At 50.9% G+C, this 24,909-nt stretch carries 31 protein-coding genes and 2 pseudogenes; 10 read left to right on the top strand and 23 right to left on the bottom strand.

What is annotated here, in order from left to right; all coding sequences use genetic code 11:
• Positions 1-96: 96 nt before the first annotated feature.
• The 3 genes from G434_RS19050 to dgcQ all read left to right on the top strand — a co-directional run bounded on the left by G434_RS19050 (position 97) and on the right by dgcQ (position 3,140).
• On the top strand, positions 97-1,014 hold the full coding sequence (locus G434_RS19050; RefSeq protein ID WP_000922683.1) for a DUF808 domain-containing protein: 918 nt from the start codon (positions 97-99) through the stop codon (positions 1,012-1,014).
• A 78-nt stretch (positions 1,015-1,092) separates the two neighbouring features.
• Complete coding sequence (locus G434_RS19055; protein WP_000009307.1) at positions 1,093-1,275, top strand: YodC family protein; 183 nt, start codon at positions 1,093-1,095, stop codon at positions 1,273-1,275.
• 170 nt (positions 1,276-1,445) lie between these two features.
• On the top strand, positions 1,446-3,140 hold the full coding sequence (gene dgcQ, locus G434_RS19060; protein ID WP_001531784.1) for a cellulose biosynthesis regulator diguanylate cyclase DgcQ: 1,695 nt from the start codon (positions 1,446-1,448) through the stop codon (positions 3,138-3,140).
• Here the strand turns inward: dgcQ and G434_RS19065 are convergent.
• The gene (locus G434_RS19065; protein ID WP_000491527.1) at positions 3,137-3,952 is read right to left on the bottom strand and encodes a mannosyl-3-phosphoglycerate phosphatase-related protein; all 816 of its coding nucleotides are present in this window, start codon (positions 3,950-3,952) and stop codon (positions 3,137-3,139) included. The two genes, dgcQ and G434_RS19065, sit on opposite strands and share 4 nt — an antisense overlap.
• A 295-nt stretch (positions 3,953-4,247) precedes the next feature.
• A complete protein-coding gene (gene yodD / locus G434_RS19070) occupies positions 4,248-4,475 on the bottom strand; it encodes a peroxide/acid resistance protein YodD (RefSeq protein WP_000844800.1) in 228 nt (75 codons plus the stop codon).
• Between the two features lie 162 nt (positions 4,476-4,637).
• Here yodD and dsrB point away from each other — a divergent pair, with 162 nt between their 5' ends.
• Positions 4,638-4,826: a protein DsrB gene (gene dsrB / locus G434_RS19075; RefSeq protein WP_000867217.1), complete on the top strand. Its 189-nt coding sequence runs from the start codon at positions 4,638-4,640 to the stop codon at positions 4,824-4,826.
• Positions 4,827-4,869: 43 nt separating this feature from the next.
• On the opposite strand, the gene rcsA is transcribed toward dsrB, so the two are convergent.
• From rcsA to fliF, 14 genes are all read right to left on the bottom strand, one after another.
• Entirely contained in the window at positions 4,870-5,493 is a 624-nt protein-coding gene (gene rcsA / locus G434_RS19080) for a transcriptional regulator RcsA (protein WP_000103992.1), read from the bottom strand.
• A gap of 289 nt (positions 5,494-5,782) precedes the next feature.
• Entirely contained in the window at positions 5,783-6,568 is a 786-nt protein-coding gene (gene fliR / locus G434_RS19085) for a flagellar biosynthetic protein FliR (RefSeq protein ID WP_000983988.1), read from the bottom strand.
• Between the two features lie 8 nt (positions 6,569-6,576).
• Positions 6,577-6,846 (bottom strand): flagellar biosynthesis protein FliQ, encoded by a 270-nt coding sequence (gene fliQ / locus G434_RS19090; RefSeq protein WP_000187358.1) that lies wholly within the window; start codon positions 6,844-6,846, stop codon positions 6,577-6,579.
• Between the two features lie 9 nt (positions 6,847-6,855).
• A complete protein-coding gene (fliP, locus tag G434_RS19095) occupies positions 6,856-7,593 on the bottom strand; it encodes a flagellar type III secretion system pore protein FliP (protein ID WP_001253318.1) in 738 nt (245 codons plus the stop codon).
• Positions 7,593-7,958: a flagellar biosynthetic protein FliO gene (gene fliO, locus G434_RS19100; protein WP_001313947.1), complete on the bottom strand. Its 366-nt coding sequence runs from the start codon at positions 7,956-7,958 to the stop codon at positions 7,593-7,595. The genes fliP and fliO overlap by 1 nt, the downstream gene beginning before the upstream one ends.
• 2 nt (positions 7,959-7,960) lie before the next feature.
• Positions 7,961-8,374 carry a flagellar motor switch protein FliN gene (gene fliN / locus G434_RS19105; protein WP_001282103.1) on the bottom strand — a complete coding sequence of 138 codons (414 nt, stop codon included), beginning with the start codon at positions 8,372-8,374 and terminating at the stop codon, positions 7,961-7,963.
• Positions 8,371-9,375, bottom strand: coding sequence for a flagellar motor switch protein FliM (gene fliM / locus G434_RS19110; RefSeq protein WP_001295641.1), 1,005 nt, complete (start codon positions 9,373-9,375; stop codon positions 8,371-8,373). Before fliM ends, fliN begins: the two co-directional genes overlap by 4 nt.
• Before the next feature lie 4 nt (positions 9,376-9,379).
• Positions 9,380-9,844: a flagellar basal body-associated protein FliL gene (gene fliL, locus G434_RS19115; protein WP_000133106.1), complete on the bottom strand. Its 465-nt coding sequence runs from the start codon at positions 9,842-9,844 to the stop codon at positions 9,380-9,382.
• A gap of 104 nt (positions 9,845-9,948) precedes the next feature.
• A complete protein-coding gene (locus G434_RS19120) occupies positions 9,949-11,076 on the bottom strand; it encodes a flagellar hook-length control protein FliK (protein WP_000620069.1) in 1,128 nt (375 codons plus the stop codon).
• Entirely contained in the window at positions 11,073-11,516 is a 444-nt protein-coding gene (gene fliJ, locus G434_RS19125) for a flagellar export protein FliJ (protein WP_000807584.1), read from the bottom strand. The genes G434_RS19120 and fliJ overlap by 4 nt, the downstream gene beginning before the upstream one ends.
• Before the next feature lie 18 nt (positions 11,517-11,534).
• A complete protein-coding gene (gene fliI / locus G434_RS19130) occupies positions 11,535-12,908 on the bottom strand; it encodes a flagellar protein export ATPase FliI (RefSeq protein ID WP_000213308.1) in 1,374 nt (457 codons plus the stop codon).
• Positions 12,908-13,594, bottom strand: a complete 687-nt coding sequence (gene fliH / locus G434_RS19135) for a flagellar assembly protein FliH (RefSeq protein ID WP_001282677.1) — start codon at positions 13,592-13,594, stop codon at positions 12,908-12,910. Before fliH ends, fliI begins: the two co-directional genes overlap by 1 nt.
• Positions 13,587-14,582, bottom strand: a complete 996-nt coding sequence (gene fliG, locus G434_RS19140; protein WP_000067950.1) for a flagellar motor switch protein FliG — start codon at positions 14,580-14,582, stop codon at positions 13,587-13,589. Before fliG ends, fliH begins: the two co-directional genes overlap by 8 nt.
• Positions 14,575-16,233 (bottom strand): flagellar basal-body MS-ring/collar protein FliF, encoded by a 1,659-nt coding sequence (fliF, locus tag G434_RS19145; RefSeq protein WP_000994425.1) that lies wholly within the window; start codon positions 16,231-16,233, stop codon positions 14,575-14,577. Before fliF ends, fliG begins: the two co-directional genes overlap by 8 nt.
• A gap of 214 nt (positions 16,234-16,447) precedes the next feature.
• On the opposite strand from fliF, the gene fliE reads away from it, so the two are divergent.
• The 4 genes from fliE to G434_RS19165 all read left to right on the top strand — a co-directional run bounded on the left by fliE (position 16,448) and on the right by G434_RS19165 (position 18,965).
• Positions 16,448-16,762 (top strand): flagellar hook-basal body complex protein FliE, encoded by a 315-nt coding sequence (gene fliE, locus G434_RS19150; protein ID WP_001274299.1) that lies wholly within the window; start codon positions 16,448-16,450, stop codon positions 16,760-16,762.
• 343 nt (positions 16,763-17,105) lie between these two features.
• Positions 17,106-17,438 carry a multidrug efflux SMR transporter EmrE gene (gene emrE / locus G434_RS19155; RefSeq protein ID WP_001070440.1) on the top strand — a complete coding sequence of 111 codons (333 nt, stop codon included), beginning with the start codon at positions 17,106-17,108 and terminating at the stop codon, positions 17,436-17,438.
• Positions 17,439-17,606: 168 nt separating this feature from the next.
• Positions 17,607-18,158 (top strand): Raf kinase inhibitor-like protein YbcL, encoded by a 552-nt coding sequence (gene ybcL / locus G434_RS19160; protein WP_001310919.1) that lies wholly within the window; start codon positions 17,607-17,609, stop codon positions 18,156-18,158.
• 9 nt (positions 18,159-18,167) lie between these two features.
• Complete coding sequence (locus G434_RS19165) at positions 18,168-18,965, top strand: helix-turn-helix transcriptional regulator (protein WP_000879824.1); 798 nt, start codon at positions 18,168-18,170, stop codon at positions 18,963-18,965.
• Positions 18,966-19,121: 156 nt separating this feature from the next.
• Here the strand turns inward: G434_RS19165 and tnpA are convergent, their stop codons facing one another.
• On the bottom strand, positions 19,122-19,646 hold the full coding sequence (gene tnpA / locus G434_RS19170) for an IS200/IS605 family transposase (RefSeq protein ID WP_001347174.1): 525 nt from the start codon (positions 19,644-19,646) through the stop codon (positions 19,122-19,124).
• Between the two features lie 22 nt (positions 19,647-19,668).
• Here tnpA and G434_RS27110 point away from each other — a divergent pair.
• Positions 19,669-19,959, top strand: a pseudogene (locus G434_RS27110) (helix-turn-helix domain-containing protein); the annotation flags it as partial.
• On the opposite strand, the pseudogene G434_RS19175 reads toward G434_RS27110, so the two are convergent.
• The 3 genes and pseudogenes from G434_RS19175 to yedE all read right to left on the bottom strand — a co-directional run.
• Positions 19,952-20,377, bottom strand: a pseudogene (locus G434_RS19175) (SOS response-associated peptidase family protein); the annotation flags it as partial. The pseudogenes G434_RS27110 and G434_RS19175 overlap by 8 nt on opposite strands.
• Positions 20,378-20,485: 108 nt before the next feature.
• Positions 20,486-20,719 carry a sulfurtransferase-like selenium metabolism protein YedF gene (gene yedF, locus G434_RS19180; protein WP_000790504.1) on the bottom strand — a complete coding sequence of 78 codons (234 nt, stop codon included), beginning with the start codon at positions 20,717-20,719 and terminating at the stop codon, positions 20,486-20,488.
• Entirely contained in the window at positions 20,716-21,921 is a 1,206-nt protein-coding gene (gene yedE, locus G434_RS19185) for a selenium metabolism membrane protein YedE/FdhT (RefSeq protein WP_000118897.1), read from the bottom strand. The genes yedF and yedE overlap by 4 nt, the downstream gene beginning before the upstream one ends.
• A gap of 186 nt (positions 21,922-22,107) precedes the next feature.
• Here yedE and yedD point away from each other — a divergent pair, with 186 nt between their 5' ends.
• Complete coding sequence (yedD, locus tag G434_RS19190) at positions 22,108-22,521, top strand: lipoprotein YedD (protein WP_001296171.1); 414 nt, start codon at positions 22,108-22,110, stop codon at positions 22,519-22,521.
• A gap of 33 nt (positions 22,522-22,554) precedes the next feature.
• Here yedD and amyA read toward each other — a convergent pair whose 3' ends face one another.
• The 3 genes from amyA to fliS form a co-directional block, all read right to left on the bottom strand.
• Positions 22,555-24,042 carry an alpha-amylase gene (gene amyA, locus G434_RS19195; protein WP_001245699.1) on the bottom strand — a complete coding sequence of 496 codons (1,488 nt, stop codon included), beginning with the start codon at positions 24,040-24,042 and terminating at the stop codon, positions 22,555-22,557.
• Between the two features lie 77 nt (positions 24,043-24,119).
• Positions 24,120-24,485, bottom strand: coding sequence for a flagella biosynthesis regulatory protein FliT (gene fliT, locus G434_RS19200; RefSeq protein WP_001057839.1), 366 nt, complete (start codon positions 24,483-24,485; stop codon positions 24,120-24,122).
• Complete coding sequence (gene fliS, locus G434_RS19205) at positions 24,485-24,895, bottom strand: flagellar export chaperone FliS (protein ID WP_000270663.1); 411 nt, start codon at positions 24,893-24,895, stop codon at positions 24,485-24,487. Before fliS ends, fliT begins: the two co-directional genes overlap by 1 nt.
• Positions 24,896-24,909: the final 14 nt, after the last annotated feature.

Here is a 24,909-nt window from a genome sequence, read left to right as displayed (position 1 = left end):
ACTTGATTGTTAAATAAATGTTGACCTGTGAAGCAAGTATCAGAGCTGCCGTTTTTGCTTCATACTTACACCCTTCAACAATAAAAATGAGAGGGAATGCTTTTGGCCGGGAGTAGTTTACTGACGTTGCTCGATGATATCGCCACACTGCTGGACGATATCTCCGTGATGGGCAAACTGGCGGCGAAGAAAACCGCCGGTGTATTAGGGGATGACTTATCGCTCAATGCGCAACAAGTTTCAGGCGTGCGGGCCAACCGGGAACTTCCCGTGGTCTGGGGCGTGGCGAAAGGTTCGCTGATCAATAAAGTGATTCTGGTGCCGCTGGCGCTGATCATCAGTGCGTTTATCCCGTGGGCGATTACGCCACTGTTGATGATTGGCGGCGCGTTTCTCTGCTTTGAAGGGGTAGAGAAAGTGCTGCATATGCTGGAGGCGCGTAAACATAAAGAAGATCCGGCGCAGAGTCAGCAGCGTCTGGAGAAGCTGGCGGCGCAGGATCCGCTGAAGTTTGAAAAGGACAAAATAAAAGGGGCGATTCGTACCGATTTTATATTGTCTGCGGAAATCGTCGCCATCACGCTGGGGATTGTGGCAGAAGCGCCGTTGCTTAATCAGGTGCTGGTGCTTTCAGGCATCGCGCTGGTAGTGACCGTGGGCGTCTACGGTCTGGTAGGGGTTATCGTTAAGATTGATGACCTGGGGTATTGGCTGGCGGAAAAATCCAGCGCGCTGATGCAGGCATTAGGTAAAGGGTTATTGATCATTGCGCCCTGGTTGATGAAAGCGTTATCGATTGTCGGCACGCTGGCGATGTTCCTCGTCGGCGGCGGGATTGTGGTACATGGTATTGCGCCGTTGCATCACGCCATTGAACATTTCGCCGGGCAGCAAAGTGCAGTGGTGGCGATGATATTACCGACTGTTTTAAATCTGATTCTTGGATTTATCATCGGCGGCATCGTGGTGCTGGGAGTGAAAGCCGTAGCGAAAATGCGCGGTCAGGCACATTAATACTCGCACAGGCTATTATGCAAAATTCGCCATCTTCAACTAAGGTGAACAAGTTTCACTCGAAAAAAGGAGGCGAGTATGAGCTTTATGGTTAGTGAGGAAGTTACGGTTAAAGAGGGCGGCCCGCGGATGATTGTCACTGGATACTCCAGCGGTATGGTTGAGTGTCGTTGGTATGACGGGTACGGGGTCAAGCGGGAAGCTTTTCATGAAACCGAGCTTGTTCCGGGGGAGGGGAGTCGTTCTGCGGAAGAAGTTTGAAAGGGTATCATTAACACCAGGCCGGATCACATCCGGCCTGGTGTCCCAATGCCTGCAATGAATGATAGTCGCGTCTTATCATGCCACCATTATAAAATTATCGCTGTTTTGCGGTACGCTATCGCCGGGTTATGCCAGAATCATAAAAAAGCAGGTTGGGAGTCGTCAGGGTGCAGCACGAGACAAAAATGGAAAACCAGAGCTGGTTGAAAAAACTCGCACGCCGCCTGGGGCCCGGTCATGTCGTTAATCTCTGCTTTATCGTGGTATTGCTTTTTTCCACCTTGCTCACCTGGCGTGAAGTGGTGGTGCTGGAAGATGCCTATATCTCCAGCCAGCGTAATCATCTGGAAAACGTAGCCAACGCGCTCGATAAGCATTTGCAGTATAACGTCGACAAACTGATCTTTTTGCGTAATGGCATGCGCGAAGCTCTCGTGGCGCCACTGGATTTCACCTCTCTGCGTAATGCCGTAACCGAGTTCGAACAGCATCGCGACGAGCACGCCTGGCAAATCGAACTCAACCGACGGCGCACCCTGCCAGTCAATGGCGTATCGGATGCATTAGTCAGCGAGGGGAATCTCCTGTCTCGCGAAAATGAAAGCCTCGACAATGAAATTACCGCTGCACTGGAAGTTGGTTACTTGCTGCGACTGGCGCACAACTCCTCGTCGATGGTTGAACAGGCGGTGTATGTCTCGCGTGCTGGATTTTACGTTTCGACGCTGCCGACCTTGTTTACGCGCAATGTACCAACGCGTTATTACGGCTATGTCACCCAACCCTGGTTTATCGGCCATTCACAACGAGAAAATCGTCACCGCGCGGTACGCTGGTTCACTTCGCAACCGGAACACGCCAGCAATACTGAACCGCAGGTTACCGTCAGTGTTCCGGTAGACAGTAATAACTACTGGTATGGCGTGCTGGGGATGAGTATTCCCGTGCGTACTATGCAGCAATTTTTAAAAAACGCCATCGATAAAAACCTCGATGGTGAGTATCAGCTCTATGACAGTAAGCTGAGATTTTTGACCTCTTCAAATCCTGACCATCCAACAGGGAATATTTTTGATCCTCGTGAACTGGCCTTGCTGGCGCAGGCAATGGAACATGACACGCGGGGCGGCATTCGTATGGACAGTCGCTATGTTAGCTGGGAACGTCTGGACCATTTCGACGGTGTGCTGGTGCGCGTCCATACGCTAAGCGAAGGCGTGCGCGGCGATTTCGGCAGTATCAGCATTGCATTAACCCTGCTGTGGGCGCTCTTTACCACCATGTTACTCATCTCCTGGTATGTGATTCGCCGGATGGTCAGCAACATGTATGTTCTGCAAAGCTCGTTGCAGTGGCAGGCGTGGCACGACACCTTAACGCGTTTATATAACCGTGGCGCATTGTTCGAAAAAGCCCGTCCGCTCGCTAAATTGTGTCAGACGCACCAACATCCTTTTTCTGTCATTCAGGTCGATCTTGACCATTTTAAAGCGATTAATGACCGCTTTGGTCATCAGGCGGGCGACCGTGTTCTTTCTCATGCTGCCGGATTAATTAGCAGTTCCTTGCGTGCGCAGGACGTTGCCGGGCGGGTCGGTGGTGAGGAGTTTTGTGTGATTCTGCCAGGCGCGAATCTGACGCAGGCTGCGGAGGTCGCAGAACGTATTCGCCTGAAGTTAAATGAAAAAGAGATGCTGATCGCCAAGAGTACAACGATACGCATCAGTGCCTCGCTGGGGGTAAGTAGCAGCGAGGAAACCGGTGATTATGATTTTGAACAACTCCAGTCATTGGCCGACCGTCGGCTTTACCTCGCAAAACAGGCCGGGCGTAATCGGGTATTCGCGAGCGATAACGCTTAACGGGCGGAGAAAAAATGGTCCAGCCCTTCACGCCAGCCTTCCGGTCCTTCACGCTGCGTTCGCCAGACGCGGGCCGGATCCTCATCATGCAGATGGACCCCTTCACGGTTTAGCCCTTTCACAATCACCGCGTAATCCATTACCTCCAGTAAAGGCGCATCGTTTGGCCCATCGCCCAGGCCAAGTGTGGTTGGGCGTCTGCCTGACAATTGTTGATAGGTCGCGGTAATCCAGTTGGCAGCCTGATCTTTTCCGGCAGAGGCATCCAGTACGTGCCAGAAGCGCGCACCCTGCATAAACTGCAAGCCCAGTTCGTTCAGACGAGCGATAAATTGTGCCATACGCTCGTCACTGTCGCGCCAGATTAGCGTTACCGACGCCTCATGCAGCTGCGTCAGCGCCGCCTGGCTACGGCTTAATCCCGTCCATTCGGCAATGGTTGCATCGTCGACATCATCAAAAGTCGTGAATTTAAAATGTTCTTTCTCGCGTAGCGTATTTAAAACCTGGCAGATTTCGCCATGGCTAATACCTGAGATGATGCGTGGAAAACCGTCTATATCCTGCCATTGTTCAGCAAGCTGGATCACTGCGCCATTCTCTGCAATCAGCGGTAAGCCTTGTAGCCCCAACATTTTTTGCAAGTACAGCATTTCCGCTGAAGTTTTACTGCTACAGAGAATGACGGGAATATTGGCTTCGTGTAAACGGCTGAGCCAGGGGGCTGCCGGTTGCCAGTCATAACTATGACTGTCCAGCAGGGTGCTATCAAGATCGCTAAAAACCAGTAGTGGTTGTTGAATTGAAAACATGGGCGCAGTACTCCCCTTACCAGGATGATTCTCAAAACAGCACAAATAATCAAAGATGATTTTTTCGGGAGCGATCCCGTTGACACCAGAGCCACCAAGGGGTGACGCGCGTCACATTTCTATTCATAAGTAGCGTTAATCATTCATAGCGCGAATATTTTCTTGTCAGCGAAAAAAATTGCAGATAAGGTGATGAACACATCAGATTTCCTGGTGTAACGAATTTTTTAAGTGCTTCTTGCTTAAGCAAGTTTCATCCCGACCCCCTCAGGGTCGGGATTTTTTTATTGTGCATTCAACGATTCACTTCAGAGACGCTGAAGTCATGAATATCCAGTTCGAAGGCATCCGCCAATTCACGCCATGTATGATATTCACGTCCATCGACGCTAACGTGTTCAGAATCGTTCTGGCTGCGATGAACTTCGCTTTCGCTAATTTCATTGATCGCCGCCAGCAGGGCATCGACATCGACGCTGACCTCACGTTTTGCGGTATCGCTGTACTCTTTTGCGGTTTTCATCATCTTTCCTCGCAACCGTTACTCTGTTGTTGCCGCCAGTCGTTAAGTCCGCCTGGCATCTCTTAAGTATAGACCGTCGAGAAAATCAGCACTCGCGCGCGCCTGGCGCTGCCAGAAAAACGAAATTGTTCTACACTGGCACAAAGCCACAGGAGGAAAACGATGAAGGTGAATGATCGGGTAACAGTCAAAACGGATGGCGGTCCGCGTCGTCCTGGCGTGGTACTGGCAGTTGAGGAGTTTAGTGAAGGCACAATGTACCTGGTTTCGCTGGAAGACTACCCGCTCGGCATCTGGTTCTTTAATGAAGCAGGGCATCAGGACGGTATCTTTGTTGAGAAAGCAGAGTAATCTTATTCAGCCTGACTGGTGGGAAACCACCAGTCAGAATGTGTTAGCGCATGTTGACAAAAATACCATTAGTCACATTATCCGTCAGTCGGACGACATGGTAGATAACCTGTTTATTATGCGTTTTGATCTTACGTTTAATATTACCTTTATGCGATGAAACGGTCTTGGCTTTGATATTCATTTGGTCGGAGATTTGAATGGTTCCCTGACCTGCCATCCACATTCGCAACATACTCGATTCGGTTCGGCTCAATGATAAAGTCGGCATATTTAAAAACGAGGTTATCGTTGTATCTTTTTTCAGAATATCGCCAAGGATATCGTCGAGAGATTCCGGTTTAATCGATTTAGAGCTGATCAATAAATTTTTTCTGACCAATAGATATTCATCAAAATGAACATTGGCAATTGCCATAAAAACGATAAATAACGTATTGGGATGTTGATTAATGATGTGCTTGATGCGCTGACTGTTAGAAGCATCGTGGATGAAACAGTCCTCATTAATAAACACCACTGAAGGGCGCTGTGAATCACAAGCTATGGCAAGGTCATCAACGGTTTCAATGTCGTTGATTTCTCTTTTTTTAACCCCTCTACTCAACAGATACCCGGTTAAACCTAGTCGGGTGTAACTACATAAATCCATAATAATCGTTGACATGGCATACCCTCACTCAATGCGTAACGATAATTCCCCTTACCTGAATATTTCATCATGACTAAACGGAACAACATGGGTCACCTAATGCGCCACTCTCGCAATTTTTCAGGCGGACTTACTATCCCGTAAAGTGTTGTATAATTTGCCTGGAATTGTCTTAAAGTAAAGTAAATGTTGCGATATGTGAGTGAGCTTAAAACAAATATTTCGCTACAGGAGTATCCTGGAAGATGTTCGCAGATATTATTTTTCGGATAATCCTTAGGGTAGCATGATAAACGTTACGGAATTATATTAATGGTAATTCACTAATAATATCAGCCAGCAAATTAAAAATTTCACTGAATAAATGTTCGCAAAAAGGCGCAATTAACGGCATTAATGCCGCCATTAAAGAGATGCCGACAGTCAGAGTTAATGGAAATCCAATAACAAAAATGGATAATTGCGGGGCCATACGATTCAGTAAACCTAATGCCAGATTCAGGGTCAGCAACAGAGTAATGAGCGGTAACGCCAGCATCAGCCCGTTAAGGAAAATCAAACTCCCTGCTTTGGTGAGTGCCAGAAACGCATTGCTGTTCAACGGTTCGCTACCAATCGGCAGGGTGTGAAAGGTATCGACCAGCAGTGAAATCAACCATAAATGACCGTTAAATGTCAGGAACAGCAGTAATGCCAGCATATCCATGATGCGCGCTAAAACGGGCATATTGAGATGGCTGCCAGGATCGACAAATGTCGCAAATGACAGCCCCATTTGCAGACCGATAATTTCGCCAGCGGTTCGCACAGCGGCAAAGGCAAATTGCATGGTAAAACCAAGCGCAATGCCGATCAGGATCTGCTGCACGGCCAGCCACAGAGCAAAGAACGAAAAAACAGGAACATCGTTGGCAGGTAATGATGGGGCAATGGCGAACGTGATCATCATTGCCAGACCCAGTTTTACCCGTTTCGGCACGCTGCGTTCGCTCAGAATTGGCGCGGTAGAAATGAGCGCCAGCACGCGCAGTAACGGCCAGAAGTACAGGCTTAACCAGGAAAGCCATTGATCGCTTGTTACCTGCATCATTGTACGGCCTACCCGATGATATACGGCAGGTTAGTGAACAAGGTGCGGACGTAATCCAGCAACAGATTGAGCATCCACGGTCCGGCAATAATAATGGCGATAAATACGGCGATGATTTTTGGAATAAACGACAGCGTCATTTCGTTGATCTGCGTGGCGGCCTGCAAAATACTGATGATAAGACCCGTGACCAGCGCCACCAGCAACAGTGGGGCAGCCAGTGCCAGCGCGACTTTCATCGCTTCAGTCCCCATCATCATGACCGATTCAGGTGTCATTTTGCCTCTCTAGCTGTAAAAGCTCTGCGCCAGCGAACCGACCAGCAATTGCCAGCCATCCACCAGTACAAACAGCATCAGTTTAAAGGGCAGAGCAATGGTGGCTGGGGGAACCATCATCATCCCCAATGCCATCAACACGCTGGCAATCACCAGGTCGATAATCAAAAAAGGGATGAAAATCGTGAAGCCTATCTGAAATGCGGTTTTCAACTCGCTGGTCACGTAGGCCGGGAGCAAAATGCGCATCGGCACAGCTTCAGGCCCCTGCAACGGGCCGGTATTCGCCAGTCTGGCAAACAACCCTAAATCCGCCTCGCGGGTCTGACGCAGCATAAACTCACGCAGCGGCTGCGCCCCTTTTTCCAGCGCCTCCTGCATTGAGATTTTCTCTTCGCTGAATGGCTGGTACGCATCGACATAAATTTTGTCGATCACTGGCGACATAATAAAAAAGGTCAAAAACAGTGCCAGTCCCAGCAATACCTGGTTAGGTGGCGCGGAGGGCGTTCCCAGCGCGTTACGCAATAAACCAAAAACAATAATGATGCGGGTGAAACTGGTCATCATCAGTAAAATCGCTGGAATGAACGTCAACGAGGTGATGAACACCAGCGTCTGCACCGGGAGCGACCAGCTTTGTCCACCGCCAGGTAGCGGCTGGCTGGTGATACCCGGCAGTTGCGCGAAGGCGAGGGGCGTAATCAGCCAGAGAAGGACCGGTGCGACAGAAAACAAACGACGCATCAGGATCTCCCGCCACGCTTAAGCAAATTTTTCATGACCGACTGAAAATCGGTCTGCGGTATCTCCTCCGTTGGTGCTGAAGGGGGAAGTTTATGTAGCAGATTGATTTGCCCTGCGGTAACGCCGAGCACCAGCCGTGCATCTTCCACATCGACCACCACGACCCGTTCACGCGCGCCCAGCGAAGCACTGGCGCTAATTTTCAGACCGTTAACGCCAGTGCGTTTAGGGGCAAATCCCAGCCGTTTTACCAGCCAGGCGGCAGCGAGGATCAGGGCAATAATGGCGATGAGTGCGCCGCTCACCTGCAGCAGTGGCGCAGCAGAAACCGGCGCGGAAGATTGCACAGTAGCATGGTTATTCATCACTAACGGCTCAGGCGGCGCATCCGCTCGGACGGGGTAATGATATCGGTGATCCGCACGCCATATTTATCGGCAACAACCACCACTTCGCCCTGGGCGATTAAATAACCGTTGATCAGAATATCCAGCGGTTCGCCCGCCAGACCGTCCAGCGCCACGACTGATCCTTGCGTCAGACGCAACAGCTCTTTGATGGTCATCCGCGTACGGCCCAGCTCGACGGTCAGCTTGACCGGAATATCCATAATCAGGTCGATATCCTGCAACGTTCCGCTGACATCTCCGCCGCCAAATTGCTGGAACATTGCGTCGGCAGCGCTTTTTCCGCTGGTTGATTTTTGCTCGCTCAACGCTTCAGCCCACATATCGTCCATTGCGCCGTTGTTGTCATCGGCCGGATTATTCATGTCACTCATTTGGGCTGTTCCTCGTTCAGAGAATTTAAAATCGGGTTAATCAAATGTTCTATCCGTAACGCATACTGACCGTTGAGAGTGCCGTACTGACTGGTCAGAACCGGGACGCCGTCAACATGGGCGATGATGCGATCGGGTTTTTCTATCGGCAGGACGTCGCCGGGTTTCAGTTTTAAAATCTGCGACAGGCGTAGCGAGATATCGGCAAAGTTGGCCACCAGTTCCAGCTGTGAATGCTGCACCTGGCGCACCAGGTTATCGCGCCAGTTCTGATCTTCATTACGCGAGTTTTCCAGCGGCGGGTTAACCAACAATTCCCGTAGCGGCTCGATCATGCTGAATGGCAGGCAGATATTAAATTCGCCGGTCAGGTTGCCAATCTCCACATGGAACGGCGTGTTAACCACAATGTCGTTCGGCGAGGTGGTGATATTGGTAAATTTCACCTGCATTTCCGAACGCACGTACTCAACTTCCAGCGGATTAATCGCTTTCCAGGCGTCGCTATAGCCTTCAAGCGCCAGCTTTAACATGCGGTTGATGACGCGCTGTTCGGTATGAGTAAACTCGCGACCTTCCACTTTGGTCGGGAAGCGTCCATCGCCGCCAAACAGGTTATCCACGGCGATAAACACCAGGCTCGGCGAGAACACCACCAGCCCTGTGCCGCGCAGCGGTTTAAGGTGGATAAGGTTCAGGTTGGTCGGCACCGGCAAGTTGCGGGCAAATTCATGGTACGGCTGAATGCGGATGGCCCCGACGGTAATGTCCGGGCTACGGCGCAGCAGGTTGAACAGCCCCATACGAAAATGGCGGGCAAAGCGCTCATTAATGATTTCCAGCGCCTGCAAACGTTCGCGCACAACCCGTCGTTGGGTATTCGGATCGTACGGACGAATGTCACTTTCGCCGCTAACACTGGCTGTCGGTTCGTCTTTGACTTCGCTGTCACCATTCAACAGCGCATCAATTTCAGCTTGAGAAAGAATACTATCGCCCATGTCGTTATCGCAGAATAAAAGCGGTATACAGCACGTCGGTGACATCCTGTTTCGGTTGCCCGGCAACAAGCGGGGTGGAAAGTGTGGTTTTAATCTCGGCAATCAGGTTTTTCTTGCCTTCTTCTGTCGCCAGTACGGCAGCATCCTGACGTGAAAACAGTAACAGCAAGCGACTACGGACTTCCGGCAAATACTCACTCAGCCGCGAGCGGGTTGCTTCATCTTTCAGTCGCAGGGTTATGCCGATATAAAGCACGCGATCCGCATCGCCCAAATTGACCGTAAAGGTATCCAGCGCATAGAAGACCGGGGAGGGCACGACGCGTTGCTGCGCTTTGTCGTCAGCGGCAACCTGATGCGAATGCCAGTAGCTGTAACCTGCGCTGGCACAGGCCGCGAGGGTAATGAATACCAGAATCGGGATCCAAAGCGATCGCTTGCTTTTCTTGCTTATCGCGTAATCAGTCATGTGTTGCGGTCTTCCTGTGTCGCTACTGCTTATCGGCTAATTATCCTGCGTCTTGAGCGCAACAAAGCGGGGAAAAGACGCGGATTACGGTGCTACCTCTGACGTTAGGCGAAAATATCAACGCCGCTGTTGCCTGTTACACGCCCTTGTAAAGAGACGGGAACCGGAAGCGTATCGTCGTCTTCCCCCGTCAGAGGTTCATGGTTTGCTGTGCGTTGGCTTTGCTGTTGCTGGGAAGCGGCCTGCTGCTGACCACTAAAGCTTTCGCCACTAATGTTGCTTTGCCCTAACTGAATGCCACTTTCGGCCAGCTGCGTACGCAGTACCGGCAGCGCTGCTTCCAGGGCTGCGCGTACGTGCTGATGCGGTGAAATCATCTGGATCTGCGCCTGGTTATCATCCACTTTGAGGGAAATTTGCACTTCACCTAAATCCTGTGGGTGCAGACGCAACTCTGCACTTTGTTGCCCCTGGCGGGTGAACAGCGAAATATGCTGGCTTAATGATTGTTGCCATTCGTGAGAACCCAGCGGTGCACTCAAAACAGGCGCGGCGACGGTGGGCAGTGGCTGTGTCTGGTGTGGAGTGATTAGCGGGCTGGCGGCAGCAGTCACCGGCGAAGGTGTGCTGATGACTTCCGCTTTACTCTGGGCTTCTGCTACCAGCGGTGTTAATGGCTGAGCTGGTGTGCCGGGGGCGTCATCAGGCTGTGCTGTTGTGAGTTGCGCAGAAGTCAGTTTTGTGAAAAGCGTTGGTTTCTCTGCCGGTAACACGGTTGACGGTGCATCAGTCACTTTGGGCGTATTGTCAAAACCCGGCAACATCGCAAAAAGGGCGCTCAGGCTTGCGGTGACGTCTTCATTAAGATCATCCGCTTTTTCGTCTTTTGTCGTATTTTTGTCAGCCACCGCAGCCAACGTCATCGTCTGAGCGGTGGTTAACGGTGTTGATGTGGATTGTTCGTCGTTGATGACAGGCAGTGTTTCATCCACGGGGATCAGTAAATCCGCTTGTTGCGCGTCGGAAACAATATCGCTGATCAGCGGCTCGCCTTTTGTCGTGGGCTTATCTGTTGCCACCAGCAACTGGGGGGCCGCTTTGTCGGTAGTTGTCTCGCCTGCTAATGCTTCGCTCAACAACGCGAGAAAATCTTGTGCAGCATCGCTGGCTTTGCCGCCAGGCAATGTGGTGGTGTCAACGTCGGCGGTAATTAAGGGCGCTAAGCGAATCATTCAGGTTTCCTCATGGCGGCGCGCTGGGCGAACTCATCCATCTTTTTCTGATCGAGGCGGTTTTCTGCAAGCAGTGCCGCCGTGGATTGCCGTTCCTGCAGTGTCTGCCAGGCCTGCAAACGTTGTTTCTTTTCTCGCCAGCTGTTCAGGGCAATGTCAACTTTCTGCGTCCACTGATTAAGTTGCTGGCGATGCTGAGTAATGGCTTTTTCCAGCGTCTGGATAAACTGCTGATAGTTGATCCAGCGGTTGCTGGTCATCCCGGCACTCATATCGCTATTGAGGTTATTGCGATATTCATTCTGATAATCGATCAGCATTTTGAGCTGTTCTTCCGCCTGCTGACATCCGCGACGCATTTCACCCAGCAGGCGCGCGGCATCCTCTACCTCTTTTTCTGCCAGATCTTTCAGGGTCGCCAGCGCGCCATGTTCTGCCATCTGCCGTTATCTCCTGGGTTATGACACTGTCGGGAAAATACGCTCCAGCCCCTGGAGAGACGCTTCCCAGTCCGCGCGTTCAAAAATGCCTTGTTGCAAATAGCCCTCCAGCTGCGGCCACAGGGCGATGGCTTTGTCGAGCATCGGATCGCTGCCTTTGGCATACGCGCCGACGCTAACCAGATCTCGGTTACGCTGAAAACTCGACAACAGCTGTTTGAAGGTGCGCACTCGTGCGTAATGTTGCTCACTGATCAACGCCGTCATTGCGCGGCTGATCGACGCTTCAATATCGATAGCCGGATAGTGCCCGGCTTCCGCCAGTCGGCGAGACAGCACAATGTGACCGTCGAGGATGGCCCGCGCGGAGTCGGCAATGGGGTCCTGCTGGTCATCGCCCTCGGTGAGCACGGTATAAAACGCGGTAATCGAGCCGCCGCCGCTAATGCCATTTCCGGCACGCTCGACCAGTGCCGGTAATTTGGCAAACACCGACGGTGGATAACCTTTAGTAGCAGGTGGTTCGCCAATCGCCAGCGCAATTTCACGCTGGGCCATCGCGTAGCGGGTGAGGGAGTCCATAATCAGCAACACATGCTGACCACGATCGCGAAAATCTTCGGCAATGCGCGTGGCATAGGCGGCACCTTGCATTCGCAGGAGCGGAGAAACATCCGCCGGAGCGGCAATCACCACTGAGCGTGCACGTCCTTCGGCACCGAGGATATTCTCAATAAAATCTTTTACTTCGCGCCCACGTTCACCAATCAAACCCACGACAATGACATCGGCGCGGGTGTAACGTGCCATCATCCCCAACAGCACACTTTTACCAACGCCGGACCCGGCAAACAGCCCCATACGCTGCCCGCGCCCGACGGTAAGCAGGGCATTGATTGGGCGCACGCCGGTGTCCAGCACATGTTCAATCGGTGTACGTTGCAATGGGTTAAATGGCGGGGTAATCAGCGCACCGGTTTCCGTCGTATCGGGGGAGGGGAGGCCATCGAGCGGTTTACCGCTGCCGTCCAGAACACGACCTAATAACGCCGGACCGAGCGGCAACTGCTTGCCGCTTTGCAGCCCTTCTGCCGAAATGTTTTTGGCATATACACGCGCGCCGGGCAGGACACCTTCCACTTCCTCCAGCGGCATTAAAAACAGCCGTTGACCGTTAAAGCCGACGACTTCGCTTTCTACTTCGTGCGTTTTGCTGCCGTTCTGGCGCTCAATGACACAGGTTGCGCCGAGCGGCAATTGTAATCCGGTGGCTTCCAGCACCAGCCCGGTAGCGCGGGTTAATCGCCCGTAGCGACGTACCGCAGGCAACTGCGCCATTTTGGCTTCAAAGTTATCTAGCGTGGTTAGCCAGCGAGTCAGGCGCGTGGTCATTACACCACTCCTGGTGCTGCCAGACGGCAGAGTTCTTGCCAGCGAGTGGCGACACTGGCGTCGAGATCGCCTTCATCGGCGGAGACTTTGCAACCGCCAGGATGGAGGGTGGGATCGCCCCGCAAGCGCCAGCCATGCAAACTTAAAGTTGCGCCGAGCATATCATCAACACGTTGCAGATCATCCGGGTGTACGCGCAGCTGTGGTTTACCGCTGAATAACGGTTCTTGCTGCAACAACTGTTGGATCTGTTTGATCAGTGCCGAGTTATCCACCGTTGGCGTCTGACCTATGACCTGACGTGCTGCCTCCAGCGCCATCTGCATCAGGCGCGAAGCTATCACACTATCAAGCGCATCAAGGGTAGTTTGAAATTCGCTGACCAGTTGCTGCATCCGGGCATGAATTGGCGCTTGTTGAGCCTTCGCCTCTGCCAGACCTTGTTCCAGCCCCTGGGCCAGTCCTTCCTGATAGCCCTGTTCATGACCTTGCTGGCGACCTTCGGCAATCCCTGCCTGATAACCCTGCTCGTGGGCCTGCATTTGCAGTTGCGCCAGTTGCTGCTCAAGGCTGGGTTCGGCCTCTTCAATAATGGTTTCTTCCGACTCGACCATTGGCACAAACTCTGCCGGTGGTGGCGCGAGATCGTCCGGCGTCCAGGTTTTCCACGGCAGATTATCAGACATAGGTATCCTCGCCGCTGCCAATCACCATCTCGCCAGTTTCGGCAAGACGGCGCACAATCAGCAGAATCGCTTTCTGTTCGTTTTCCACCTGCGACAGACGCACCGGACCACGGTTGGCGAGATCGTCGCGCAGAATATCGGCGGCACGCTGCGACATATTGCGCAAGAATTTCTCGCGCAGTGGCTGCTCGGCCCCTTTCAGCGCGATCAGCAGCGATTCGGAATCCACTTCCTGCAACAGACGCTGAATGCTGCGATCATCGACATCCACCAGATTCTCGAACAGGAACATCTCGTCGATGATTTTCTGCGCCAGCTCGCCGTCGAATTCACGCACGGCGGTAATAACGGCTTCTTCCTGCTGCGTTTTCATCAGGTTGATAATTTCGGCTGCCGTTCTCACGCCGCCCATTTTGCTGCGCTTGAGATTCTGACCGTCGAGCAAGCCATTCAGTACTTCGGTCAGTTCCGCCAGCGCGGCTGGCTGCACGCCGCCAAAGGTGGCGATACGCAACATCACGTCGTGGCGCAGACGTTCATCGAACAACGCCAGAATATCGGCGGCCTGGGCGCGCTTCAGATGCACCAGAATGGTGGCGATAATTTGCGGATGCTCATCGCGAATCAGATCGGCGGCGCTCTGCGGCTCCATAAAGTTGAGCGTTTCAATACCGCTGGCGGTATCGCGGGTTTCGAGAATATCTTCCAGCAGGCTGGCGGCACGTTCTTCACCCAGAGCTTTGACCAATACCGAACGCAGATAATCGTTGGCGTTGATATTCAGTGCGGCAAACTGTTCAGCTTCTTGCTCAAACTCCGCCAGCACATCGGTTAGCTGCTTGTTGGAGATCTGCGTGACGTTCGCCATTGCAGCGCTAAGGGTTTGCACTTCGCGCTGGGAGAGGTGCTTGAACACCTCTGCCGCCCGGTCTTCGCCAATGGTCATCAGCAGGATGACGCTTTTATCGGTGCCTGTCAGGTTACTCATGATCGTTATTTATCCACTGGCGAATGACCAGCGCCACCACGCGCGGATCGTTATCAGACATTTCACGGATACGCTGGCTCATGACTTCTGCCCCCAGTCGTTGGTTAGCGCGCCGTTGTTGGAGTTGTTCGTCTTTGCTCAGACGGACTTCCACCGCATCTTCCATTTCCTCGCGGGCCAGCGCTTGTTGCTGCACAGTCTTCACCGCCTCGGCGCGACGTGTTAGCTGCGGGCGTACCGCTTTCCGCCACAGCAACCACGCCACCAGCAGTACCAGCAACCAGCGACCGGCAGCCAGCAACTGATCGATAAACACTTGCTGTTGCCAGAACGGCAGTGCTCCGCCGCTTTCGTCACTGCTATTGAACGGCGAGTTAACAACATTGAGCGAATCACCGCGTTTTTCAGAAAAGCCCATCGCCTCGCGGGTCAGAGCTTCAATTTGCTTCATCTGTTCGTTGCTGAGAGGCAATGGTTTACCGTCTGGCAAGGTTTTGTAATTCACCACTACCGCGACTGACAGACGTTGCACATCGCCCACGTTCATTTTGGTATGACGAATGGTGCGATCGACTTCGTAGTTACTGGTTTCATTCCGCTGTGTGCTACGCGGCCCACTATTGCTGGTGGTGCTCGCCTGCTGCTGGCGGTTATTTTGATTTGCCGGAGGCGTGCTGATTGGTGCGTTATTCGCAGGTGCCGGTTGATTCGACAACGCCCCCGGTACGCCGCCCGGATAACCGGAACCGCTTTGCTCGCTCTCATTAAGCTGGCGTGAACGAAGCGCCGCATGAGATTCATCACCGTTAGGGCGATACTGTTCTTCCGTTTGTTCTTTACTGGCGAAGTCCAGTTGCGCCGTGACCTGGGCGTGAATATTACCGTTACCAACAATAGGCGACAGGATCGCTTCAATACGCCGCTGAATACGGCCTTCGACATCGCTGGCATATTTCAACTGAGCGTCATTAAGATCGCGCCCGCTGGTATTGGACTGGGTTAACAGATGCCCGCCCTGATCCACCAGCGTGACGTTTCCTGGCGGCAGACCAGCAACCGCGCTGGAAACCAGATGTACAATAGCGCTAATTTGCCCTTCATCGAGTGCGCGGCCGGGTAACAGATTTACCGTCACCGATGCAGAAGGGGATTTTTGTTCACGGACGAATAAAGACGGTTTCGGCATTGCCAGATGTACGCGCGCCCCTTTTACCGGGCCGATAGTTTCGATGGTACGAGAAAGCTCGCCTTCCAGCGCCCGCTGATAATTCACCTGTTCGCTGAACTGGCTGATACCAAACTTTTCCTGATCGAGCAGTTCGAAACCGACCGCGCCGCCTTTGGGCAAACCTTGTTGCGCCAGGCGCAGGCGCAGTTCGTGAACTTTATCTGCCGGAACCTCAATAGCGCCGCTGGCTTCGCTGAAGCGGTAAGGAATATTCATTTGCGTCAGTTGGCTGACAATTGCGCCACCATCCTGATCGGAAAGATTGCTGAATAATGTGCGGTAGTCGGGGGCTTTCGCCCACAGGATCAGTGCGACCATGACCGCCACTGCTGCGGAACCGGCAACAATCAATGGAATTTTCGGATTCGCACGCAGGCGATTAAGCCACTCAAGAGATTTTGTCTGGGCTGCAGTCGCATTCATCGCGCACCTCGTGGCTGATTATGGACGGCGTTATTGGCAAAGTGGAACAAGACTCACTCCCGGGTCAGCAAACTCGAAAAATTGACGCTCCCATTATTTGTGCTTTCGTTTTTTTCTATCCGCCAATAAACCCGTTTTTTTGTTGCTATTTAGCGCCTTTGTCTTATTGACTTACTGGTAGGCTTTGCTATCAGAAATTATCCGGGAGACGAAAATGTCAGCGATACAGGGGATTGAAGGGGTTATCAGCCAGTTACAGGCTACGGCGATGAGTGCGCGTGCGCAGGAATCACTGCCGCAACCGACCATTAGTTTTGCCGGGCAGCTGCACGCCGCGCTCGATCGCATAAGCGATACACAAACAGCCGCCCGCACGCAGGCAGAAAAATTCACCCTCGGTGAACCCGGCGTGGCGCTAAACGATGTGATGACCGATATGCAAAAAGCCTCAGTTTCTATGCAAATGGGGATTCAGGTGCGTAATAAGCTGGTGGCGGCGTATCAGGAAGTGATGTCCATGCAGGTGTAGGTTGTGTAACCTGTTGACTATGCTTGTTTAATTATATCCGATCCCACAGCGTGGGGCATGGATGGGCAAACTCACTCAATTTCTGGTTTAAAATGGATACCTGATCCTGGTTGTTTTCTGCCATCCACGATCCGTAAACGCGATAACATGTTTTGTCTTCGCTTTGCTCCCAGGAAGAGTGAACTCTTTCGTTAGCCTGGGGTTCCTTCTGATCATTATTGTTCCTGCCTTTATCTCTTGCCACGCCAGAGCCCCCTGGATACACATACACCAGGATGAAAACAGTGAGTTGTGTTCAAACTGTAGTACAATTCTCTCCAGTATGAACAGGAAAGAATATGCTATGAACCCTTATATTTATCTTGGTGGCGCAATACTTGCAGAGGTCATTGGTACAACCTTAATGAAGTTTTCAGAGGGGTTTACACGGTTATGGCCCTCTGTTGGCACAATTATTTGCTATTGTGCATCATTCTGGTTATTAGCTCAGACGCTGGCTTATATACCTACAGGGATTGCTTATGCTATCTGGTCAGGAGTCGGTATCGTTCTGATTAGTTTGCTTTCCTGGGGATTTTTTGGTCAACGACTGGACCTGCCAGCTATCATAGGCATGATGTTGATTTGTGCCGGTGTGTTAGTCATTAACTTGTTGTCACGAAGTGCACCGCATTAAAAAATAATTATCCTTGAGATAACAGGAATCTGATTTGTGCATATTATGGCTAATGTTCGGGGCACCTTTATAATTATGATTGCATTTGCGCGATCATTGCGCCTTTATGCATAATGAGATCAAGGCACATCAAATAAAATAACGATAGGTCACAACAATGAGGTTTTTATGAAAAAACTTATCGTTTCAAGTGTATTGGCATTCATAACATTTTCTGCGCAGGCCGCAGCATTTCAGGTCACTAGTAATGAAATAAAAACAGGAGAGCAACTTACAACGTCTCATGTATTTTCTGGATTTGGGTGTGAAGGTGGTAATACATCGCCCTCATTAACCTGGTCTGGTGCTCCTGAAGGCACCAAAAGCTTTGCCGTAACTGTGTATGATCCAGATGCTCCTACAGGCAGTGGATGGTGGCACTGGACTGTTGCTAATATTCCAGCAACTGTAACATATTTGCCCGCTGATGCAGGAAGACGTGATGGTACAAAACTTCCGACTGGTGCTGTTCAAGGCCGAAATGATTTTGGTTATGCAGGATTTGGTGGAGCATGTCCTCCCAAAGGAGATAAACCCCATCATTACCAGTTTAAAGTATGGGCTCTAAAAACTGATAAAATTCCTGTGGATTCTAATTCCAGCGGAGCGTTAGTTGGTTATATGCTTAATGCCAATAAAATTGCAACCGCTGAGATAACACCAGTTTATGAGATAAAGTAGGGTAAGAGTATGCTGGCAAAAGATAAGACTAACCTAAAGATTGAAGAAATACGGATGCATAAACATCATGAGATTCACAGGGTTAAGCCTCTTATGCCAGCTTTATGTCGTATCCGTCAGGGAAAAAAAGTTATCAATTGGGAGACGCATAGTCTAACTGTTGATAATAATCAGATAATATTATTTCCCTGTGGATATGAATTTTATATTGCGAATTATCCAGAAGCAGGTCTTTATCTTGCAGAAATGCTTTGTTATCCCATTGATCTAATTGAAAAGTTTCAAAAATTTTATGCGATAACTGATCAAATTCGTAACACGACAGGTTTCTGCTTACCTCAGAACCCCGAGTTAATATATTGTTGGGAGCAACTAAAAACATCTATTTCCCGAGGCTTCTCAACGCAAATTCAGGAACACTTAGCAATGGGCGTTCTACTTTCATTAGGAGCACATCATGTTAATTGTTTACTTTTATCAGATAGTAAACAATCATTAATAAGTCGTTGTTATAACCTAATGCTATCCGAACCTGGAACAAAATGGACAGCAAACAAGGTAGCGAGATATCTCTACATTTCTGTTTCCACATTGCATCGCCGTCTGGCAAGCGAGGGAGTAAGTTTTCAAAGTATATTGGACGACGTGAGGTTAAATAATGCGTTGTCTGCTATACAAACGACAGTAAAACCCATCAGCGAGATTGCCAGGGAAAATGGTTACAAGTGTCCTTCTCGTTTTACTGAAAGGTTCCATAATCGTTTTAAGATAACACCAAGAGAGCTAAGAAAAGCGTCCAGAGAGTAAAAGTATTTTATGAAGGAGCAACAGCATCGATTTTTATTTTGGAAAATAAATACGGCATACTCAACCTATTGGAGTCTGAACAATCCGGTGACTTCTGCGCTAATCGGGGACGTTTCTAAGCACATATAATTGATACTATCTTCCTCCATCACAATTTCAGAAATGCACGTGTGATTTTTTTGCATCCGGCGTTTGGACTATGTGGAGCTCAAGAGTGGGAAAGTTACAAGAGGTTGAGGGGATAATTAAAGGGATGCTTATGACATTAGATATCCGGTTAGGTACGGATATCGTTGTTATTAAATCTAGTTGATACGTTAAGATGCAGCTACTGACAAAATAGCCAGGACTCCACAAAACGCCTTTGTCGTAATACCTGACTGCAATATCTGGTCGATCTCGTCGCAGTAACCTACTCGATACGCCTTTGAGGCTGTTTACCAGACTGGATATCGCCAGTTTGGGAGGATAGTTAATTAACAAATGGACGTGATCTGGTCCGCCATCCATTTCAACCCGTTCAGCTTCAAAATCAGCACATACATTTGAAAAGTAAGTGCGTAGTTTTTCTGTCGCGTCATGGTCAAAAATCTGACGTCGGTATTTAGTAACGAAGACCAGGTGAACATGCTTCAGGAAAACACAATGCCTTCCGCGTCGGATATCGGTTTCTTTTTTCATAGGCCAAAGTATGATTTGGCCCATGAAACGACTACAGGCATTCAAATTCCGGTTAAGACCAGGTGGTCAACAGGAGCGTGGAATGAGGCGCTTCGCAGGCGCATGTCGTTTCGTTTTCAATCGTGCTCTGGCGCTTCAGAATGAGAATCATGAGGCCGGTAATAAATACATCCCTTACGGGAAAATGGCTTCCTGGTTGGTTGAGTGGAAAAATGCCACTGAAACGCAATGGCTTAAAGATTCGCCCTCACAGCCATTGCAACAGTCACTGAAAGACCCTGAGCGGGCTTACAAAAACTTCTTCCGGCTTCGTCACCACGCTCAAACGGTGTGCTACCTATCGCGGCTATAAAAACAGCTTGTCCATCAGCACGATAGATAAAATAAGGCTGCTTTTTGTCGCCTTCTTTTTTCCACTCAAACCAGCCATCGGCAAAACAGATTGCCCGACCATGTTGCCAGAGCGGTTTAAACATGTGACTGGTTGCGGCAGTTTCTACGCGGGCGTTAATCAGCGGCGGTTTATCCCACCATCCGGGAGCATATCCCCAGAAAACCGGATCCAGATGAAGGTGTTCATCACGTTCACTGAGCAGAAGGACTTTGGTTCCCGGCGCGACGTTGTATCTGCCAATAGGTTCGGGATCGTAGGGAATATCGCGTTCAATATCTTCCGCGAGAAACGCGAGGTAATCTTCACGCGTTTGGGATTGGGCAAAGCGTCCACACATAGAAACCTCCTGAGAGCACACTGAAAAGAATAGGAGAGAGGGCGGGTAAAATCTATGTGATAGAGAGGTAACGATGTTCCCGCTGTGGGCCACAGCGGGAATGAGGGATTACTTCTGAATTAAATAACGAATGGTCGGCCCGTCTTGCTGAATATCCAGCACCGTATAGCCGTGATTACGCGCATCCAGTGGAATATTATTGATCGACTGCGGACAGTCGCTCACCACTTCCAGGATCTCCCCTTTTTTTAACTGCGGCATCGCCTCAAGGGTTGCGACTGCCGGATAAGGGCAGGGTTCACCCACCATATCAAGACGGTAATCAGGAACGATATTTTTCATGCGATCTCCTTAGCAGTCTGCGGTGCCGCACGGCGGAAGAAGCGTTTTTCCCAGCCAATAATCAACATTAGAGCAGCAAACAACAGCAAATATGTCACCAGCAGGCCGCCCATCGGGCCAAAGGTTTTCAGCAGGTTGATTTTGTCCCAGTCGGTGGCCAGCGCCGGAGCGAAATCATCCCAGTAGTACGCCAGAATCGTTGAGCCGATCACGTTGCCCAGACCGACCCACCAGTAGTGCACCTGGCCTTCTACCGCGCGGTACATCCAGCCGGTTTCGCAGCCGCCTGCCAGCACGATGCCAAAACCAAACAGTAAACCACCAATTACCGCGTTTGGTCCCGCCCACATGATTTTGGGTTCAACGCCTAACTGTACGTAACTGAAGATCCCGATGGCACTTACCGCCATACCGATAATGATTGCTTTCGCCATATGGGTACGTCCGGTGATCCACATATCGCGGAACGCCGAAGTAAAGCAGATTTGCGCACGTTCAATCAGTAAACCAAAGCCGACGCCAAACAGCATTGCCAGCCCCAGTTTGGGCTGGTTCATCGCCGTCAGCAGCGCCCAGCCCAGCATGCCGAAAAAGACCAGCATCCCGAGACGAAAACGACGCCGCGCCTGATCCGGTTTTTGCGTCAACGGTGAGGCAGCAGAAACTTTCTGCATTTTCACGGGAATACGGAAGATGGGCAGAAGGGTAAAGCGCGCGCCAAACCATGAACCAATGGCAGTGGCGATGGCAAAGAACCAGGCGTGCAGCGAGAACTGTGGAATTCCGGTAAAGAACGCCGCCAGGTTACAGCCCATTGCCAGACGTGCGCCAAAACCGGCGATAATACCGCCAATGATGGCCTGCATAATGCGGATACGGCTGCGCGGCATGCGCAGTTTGACATTGTTGGCCCACAGCGCTGCGGCAAAACAGCCGCCAAACATACCGAGGATCATCATTCCGTCGATGCGGGTTAATGGCGATCCTTCCAGATGGATAATTTTAAAATAACCCCACTCTTCAGCATGGACGCCGAACAACTGCAGGAGCTGACCGCCCCAACGGGTAAATTCACCCGTGACTGCCCAAAAGGTGCCAGTGATGCCAAAATAGTAAGTGGAGAGAATACCCGCCGCGATGACCGCGGGGATGGGCGCCCAGAATTTAATCAACCAGGCGTGTTTGAATTGCTGCCATGACATGAATGTAGCCTCTGAACTCAGAAGGTTTGAAACAAGAGTCGCGAATCATACACCATGCAAATTTATTTTCGGGGTAATAATTCACAAAAATAATGGTTAGATCAAATTTCTCTCTGAACCTGGAAAGGCTGGCGACATCAGGGCTTTAATGCCACAATCCTCTTTTCTTCTCATGCAGGACGAATGATGAAAAAACTCGCAATTGCAGGTGCGCTCATGTTGCTGGCGGGCTGTGCCGAAGTCGAAAACTATAACAATGTCGTGAAAACCCCCGCGCCGGACTGGCTGACGGGTTACTGGCAGACCAAAGGGCCGCAACGTGCGTTGGTCAGTCCGGAAGCGATAGGCAGCCTCATTGTCACTAAAGAGGGCGATACCCTGGATTGCCGTCAGTGGCAGCGGGTGATTGCCGTGCCGGGTAAGTTGACATTGATGTCTGATGATCTCACTAACGTTACCGTAAAACGTGAGCTGTACGAGGTTGAGCGTGACGGTAACACCATTGAGTACGATGGTATGACGATGGAGCGTGTGGATCGCCCGACGGCAGAGTGTGCCGCCGCGCTGGATAAAGCGCCGTTACCGACGCCACTGCCGTAATGAAATCTCCCCGGCTTGCCGCCGGGGATGGATTTAAATCACCTCTTCGATAACCCACACGCTGACGCTGCCGCCGTTGCAAAAGAAGGTCGCTTCGCCGTTTTCGTCTGTCACTACGCTCTCTTGCCGGTTCCCCAGAAAATCGCGCCAGGTTTTATTGCCGTAATTCTCTCCCAGATGAATGGTTTTTTCGCCATCATCTCCGTTCGACATGACCACCACGCAGCCGGGATATTCGTCGGTGCCACTGCGGCTAAAGGCAATGCAGTTCGGATGGTCGAAAAATAACGTCTGTACACCGTGGGCGAAACGCTGACGGGCGAGAATTAACTCATCAAGCTGTTCGATTATTGGCATATCTATCGGATAGGTTTGCCCGTCACCACCGACATCTTCGTAATGTGCACCGTAGAGGTCCGGATAGAACACCGAAGGAACGCCATTTTCCCGCAACAAAATTAAGGCATACGCCAGCGGTTTAAACCACGGTTCGACGGGGGCTTCGAGGGCTTGCAACGGTTGGGTGTCGTGGTTGGCAACGAGGGTTACGGCGTGAAAAGGATCGGCTTCCACCAGCGTCCCAGTGAAGATCTGCGTCATGTCGTAGTCGCGACCCATGCGCGATGCTTCATGGAATTTCATCTGCAGCGGCGCATCAAACAGCATGGTTTTGCCTTCCACCTGATCAATATACGTTTGCAGTTTATCGACTTCATGCGACCAGTATTCAGCCACAATAAACAACGGCTTTGGCGCAACTTCCTGTACGTGTTCGATCCACTCTTTATAAAACCATGCCGGAATATGTTTGACCGCATCAAGACGAAAGCCGTCGCATTGCGTTTGTTCCATCACCCAGCGCGCCCAGTATTTAATCTCTTCCGTCACGGCATGATTGCGAAAATCGATATTCTCCCCCATCAGATAATCGAAATTACCGAGTTCATCATCAACCTGATCGTTCCAGCCTTCTCCGGTATAGTCGTTAACAATTTTAAAAATGCCATCTTCATCAGGGTTTTCGATATGGTCGATACCGCTAAAACATTTGAAATCCCAGATAAACTGCGAGTATTGCCCGGCACGAGCGGGGAAGGTGTAACGCGTCCAGCCTTCACACTCAATGATTTCTTCGTCAATTTGCGTACGGTCATCAGCATTTACACGCTGCACGCGAATAGCTTCTTTTTCATCCGCGCCCATTTTGTGGTTGACTACCACGTCCAGCAGCACCGCAATGTCATTACGTTTCAGGGCGTCAATGGCGGCCAGCAGTTGTGCTTTATCACCATATTTAGTAGGGATGCTGCCTTTCTGATCAAACTCACCTAGATCAAATAAATCATAGGAGTCGTAGCCGACCGAATAGCCGCCCGATGCGCCTTTATAGGCGGGCGGCAACCAGACCATATTGATACCAATATCATTAAAACCGTCTGCGCGCTCGGCCAGTTCAGGCCAGAGCTTACCGCCTTCCGGGTAATACCAGTGAAAACATTGTAACAGCGTGGGATTACGCATTCTTCGACTCCATTCAAGGGGAATATTAGAAGCGTAGCCGTAATCGGATTATTCGCGAGCCATCGGCTCATTAAGATTCAAAAGAGGTTATCCTGCGGAGCCAGCACAAAGCCGCCCTGATCGCCATAGGCACTTAACACCGATTTTTGCACCGATGACTGACCGACCAGTTTCGCCAGTTCATCCATCCGAATCTGTAATAACTGCTTTATCTTGCTTTCGTTGTCGAGAATCAGGCGCAGCATCGGGCGGAGCTGCTCCTGCATCGTAGTGGACGGGGCAACCTCTTCAGTCAGGTGTGCGATCTCCTGCACCGCATTCACATACGCCATTTCGCTGGCGATGAGTTCGTCCCATTGTTCTTCCGTTGCCAGGCGTAACATGAGCTGGCTTTTTTCGACGAGTTGTTGCCAGGCGAAATACAAATGCGGTGCATTGTTCATCAGACTGGGTCCTGAATCAAAGAAGGGGAGAGTAAAGACTCTTTCCAGGCATCGGCAATATTGCGCATTAATGCTTCCACTTCTTCGACTGCGGAGACATCGTTGCGTAAATTGGCTTGCAGCAAACGCCTGACCATATAGCTATAAAGAGCAATCAAGTTTTGGGTTAGTTCGTCTTTGCTCTCTTCATCAAGACTCACCCGCAGTCCGTTCTCAATGATGTTGATCGCTTTTGACAAAGAGACGCCTTTGCCTTGCTGATTGTTGTCCTGCATAAACAGGCGCGCTCTAACCAGTGCGCTCAACACTCCATCAAATAGCATGGTGACCAACTGCTGTTGGCTGGCGCTCATTACGGCGCTTTCGACGCCAATTTGTGCATAGGCCTGGGTGCCTTTTGCCGCGTACATAGTCTCTCCTGAAG

The organism is Escherichia sp. KTE172 (assembly GCF_000408845.1).
Taxonomy (GTDB): domain Bacteria; phylum Pseudomonadota; class Gammaproteobacteria; order Enterobacterales; family Enterobacteriaceae; genus Escherichia; species Escherichia coli.
This window is presented reverse-complemented; position numbering and strand designations above follow the sequence as displayed.

What these genes read in the sequence shown, in the direction of transcription:
- fliJ (WP_000807584.1), bottom strand. Translation starts at nt 11,516, where the DNA reads ATGGCAGAACATGGCGCGCTGGCGACCCTGAAAGATCTGGCAGAAAAA.
- tnpA (WP_001347174.1), bottom strand. Translation starts at nt 19,646, where the DNA reads ATGAAAAAAGAAACCGATATCCGACGCGGAAGGCATTGTGTTTTCCTG.
- fliS (WP_000270663.1), bottom strand. Translation starts at nt 24,895, where the DNA reads ATGTACGCGGCAAAAGGCACCCAGGCCTATGCACAAATTGGCGTCGAA.
- amyA (WP_001245699.1), bottom strand. Translation starts at nt 24,042, where the DNA reads ATGCGTAATCCCACGCTGTTACAATGTTTTCACTGGTATTACCCGGAA.
- G434_RS19065 (WP_000491527.1), bottom strand. Translation starts at nt 3,952, where the DNA reads ATGTTTTCAATTCAACAACCACTACTGGTTTTTAGCGATCTTGATAGC.
- yodD (WP_000844800.1), bottom strand. Translation starts at nt 4,475, where the DNA reads ATGAAAACCGCAAAAGAGTACAGCGATACCGCAAAACGTGAGGTCAGC.
- G434_RS19055 (WP_000009307.1), top strand. Translation starts at nt 1,093, where the DNA reads ATGAGCTTTATGGTTAGTGAGGAAGTTACGGTTAAAGAGGGCGGCCCG.
- yedF (WP_000790504.1), bottom strand. Translation starts at nt 20,719, where the DNA reads ATGAAAAATATCGTTCCTGATTACCGTCTTGATATGGTGGGTGAACCC.
- fliN (WP_001282103.1), bottom strand. Translation starts at nt 8,374, where the DNA reads ATGAGTGACATGAATAATCCGGCCGATGACAACAACGGCGCAATGGAC.
- fliL (WP_000133106.1), bottom strand. Translation starts at nt 9,844, where the DNA reads ATGACTGATTACGCGATAAGCAAGAAAAGCAAGCGATCGCTTTGGATC.
- yedE (WP_000118897.1), bottom strand. Translation starts at nt 21,921, where the DNA reads ATGTCATGGCAGCAATTCAAACACGCCTGGTTGATTAAATTCTGGGCG.
- dsrB (WP_000867217.1), top strand. Translation starts at nt 4,638, where the DNA reads ATGAAGGTGAATGATCGGGTAACAGTCAAAACGGATGGCGGTCCGCGT.
- emrE (WP_001070440.1), top strand. Translation starts at nt 17,106, where the DNA reads ATGAACCCTTATATTTATCTTGGTGGCGCAATACTTGCAGAGGTCATT.
- fliG (WP_000067950.1), bottom strand. Translation starts at nt 14,582, where the DNA reads ATGAGTAACCTGACAGGCACCGATAAAAGCGTCATCCTGCTGATGACC.
- rcsA (WP_000103992.1), bottom strand. Translation starts at nt 5,493, where the DNA reads ATGTCAACGATTATTATGGATTTATGTAGTTACACCCGACTAGGTTTA.
- fliQ (WP_000187358.1), bottom strand. Translation starts at nt 6,846, where the DNA reads ATGACACCTGAATCGGTCATGATGATGGGGACTGAAGCGATGAAAGTC.
- G434_RS19050 (WP_000922683.1), top strand. Translation starts at nt 97, where the DNA reads ATGCTTTTGGCCGGGAGTAGTTTACTGACGTTGCTCGATGATATCGCC.
- yedD (WP_001296171.1), top strand. Translation starts at nt 22,108, where the DNA reads ATGAAAAAACTCGCAATTGCAGGTGCGCTCATGTTGCTGGCGGGCTGT.
- fliR (WP_000983988.1), bottom strand. Translation starts at nt 6,568, where the DNA reads ATGATGCAGGTAACAAGCGATCAATGGCTTTCCTGGTTAAGCCTGTAC.
- fliI (WP_000213308.1), bottom strand. Translation starts at nt 12,908, where the DNA reads ATGACCACGCGCCTGACTCGCTGGCTAACCACGCTAGATAACTTTGAA.
- fliH (WP_001282677.1), bottom strand. Translation starts at nt 13,594, where the DNA reads ATGTCTGATAATCTGCCGTGGAAAACCTGGACGCCGGACGATCTCGCG.
- fliO (WP_001313947.1), bottom strand. Translation starts at nt 7,958, where the DNA reads ATGAATAACCATGCTACTGTGCAATCTTCCGCGCCGGTTTCTGCTGCG.
- fliF (WP_000994425.1), bottom strand. Translation starts at nt 16,233, where the DNA reads ATGAATGCGACTGCAGCCCAGACAAAATCTCTTGAGTGGCTTAATCGC.
- ybcL (WP_001310919.1), top strand. Translation starts at nt 17,607, where the DNA reads ATGAAAAAACTTATCGTTTCAAGTGTATTGGCATTCATAACATTTTCT.
- G434_RS19165 (WP_000879824.1), top strand. Translation starts at nt 18,168, where the DNA reads ATGCTGGCAAAAGATAAGACTAACCTAAAGATTGAAGAAATACGGATG.
- fliT (WP_001057839.1), bottom strand. Translation starts at nt 24,485, where the DNA reads ATGAACAATGCACCGCATTTGTATTTCGCCTGGCAACAACTCGTCGAA.
- fliE (WP_001274299.1), top strand. Translation starts at nt 16,448, where the DNA reads ATGTCAGCGATACAGGGGATTGAAGGGGTTATCAGCCAGTTACAGGCT.
- fliM (WP_001295641.1), bottom strand. Translation starts at nt 9,375, where the DNA reads ATGGGCGATAGTATTCTTTCTCAAGCTGAAATTGATGCGCTGTTGAAT.
- G434_RS19120 (WP_000620069.1), bottom strand. Translation starts at nt 11,076, where the DNA reads ATGATTCGCTTAGCGCCCTTAATTACCGCCGACGTTGACACCACCACA.
- fliP (WP_001253318.1), bottom strand. Translation starts at nt 7,593, where the DNA reads ATGCGTCGTTTGTTTTCTGTCGCACCGGTCCTTCTCTGGCTGATTACG.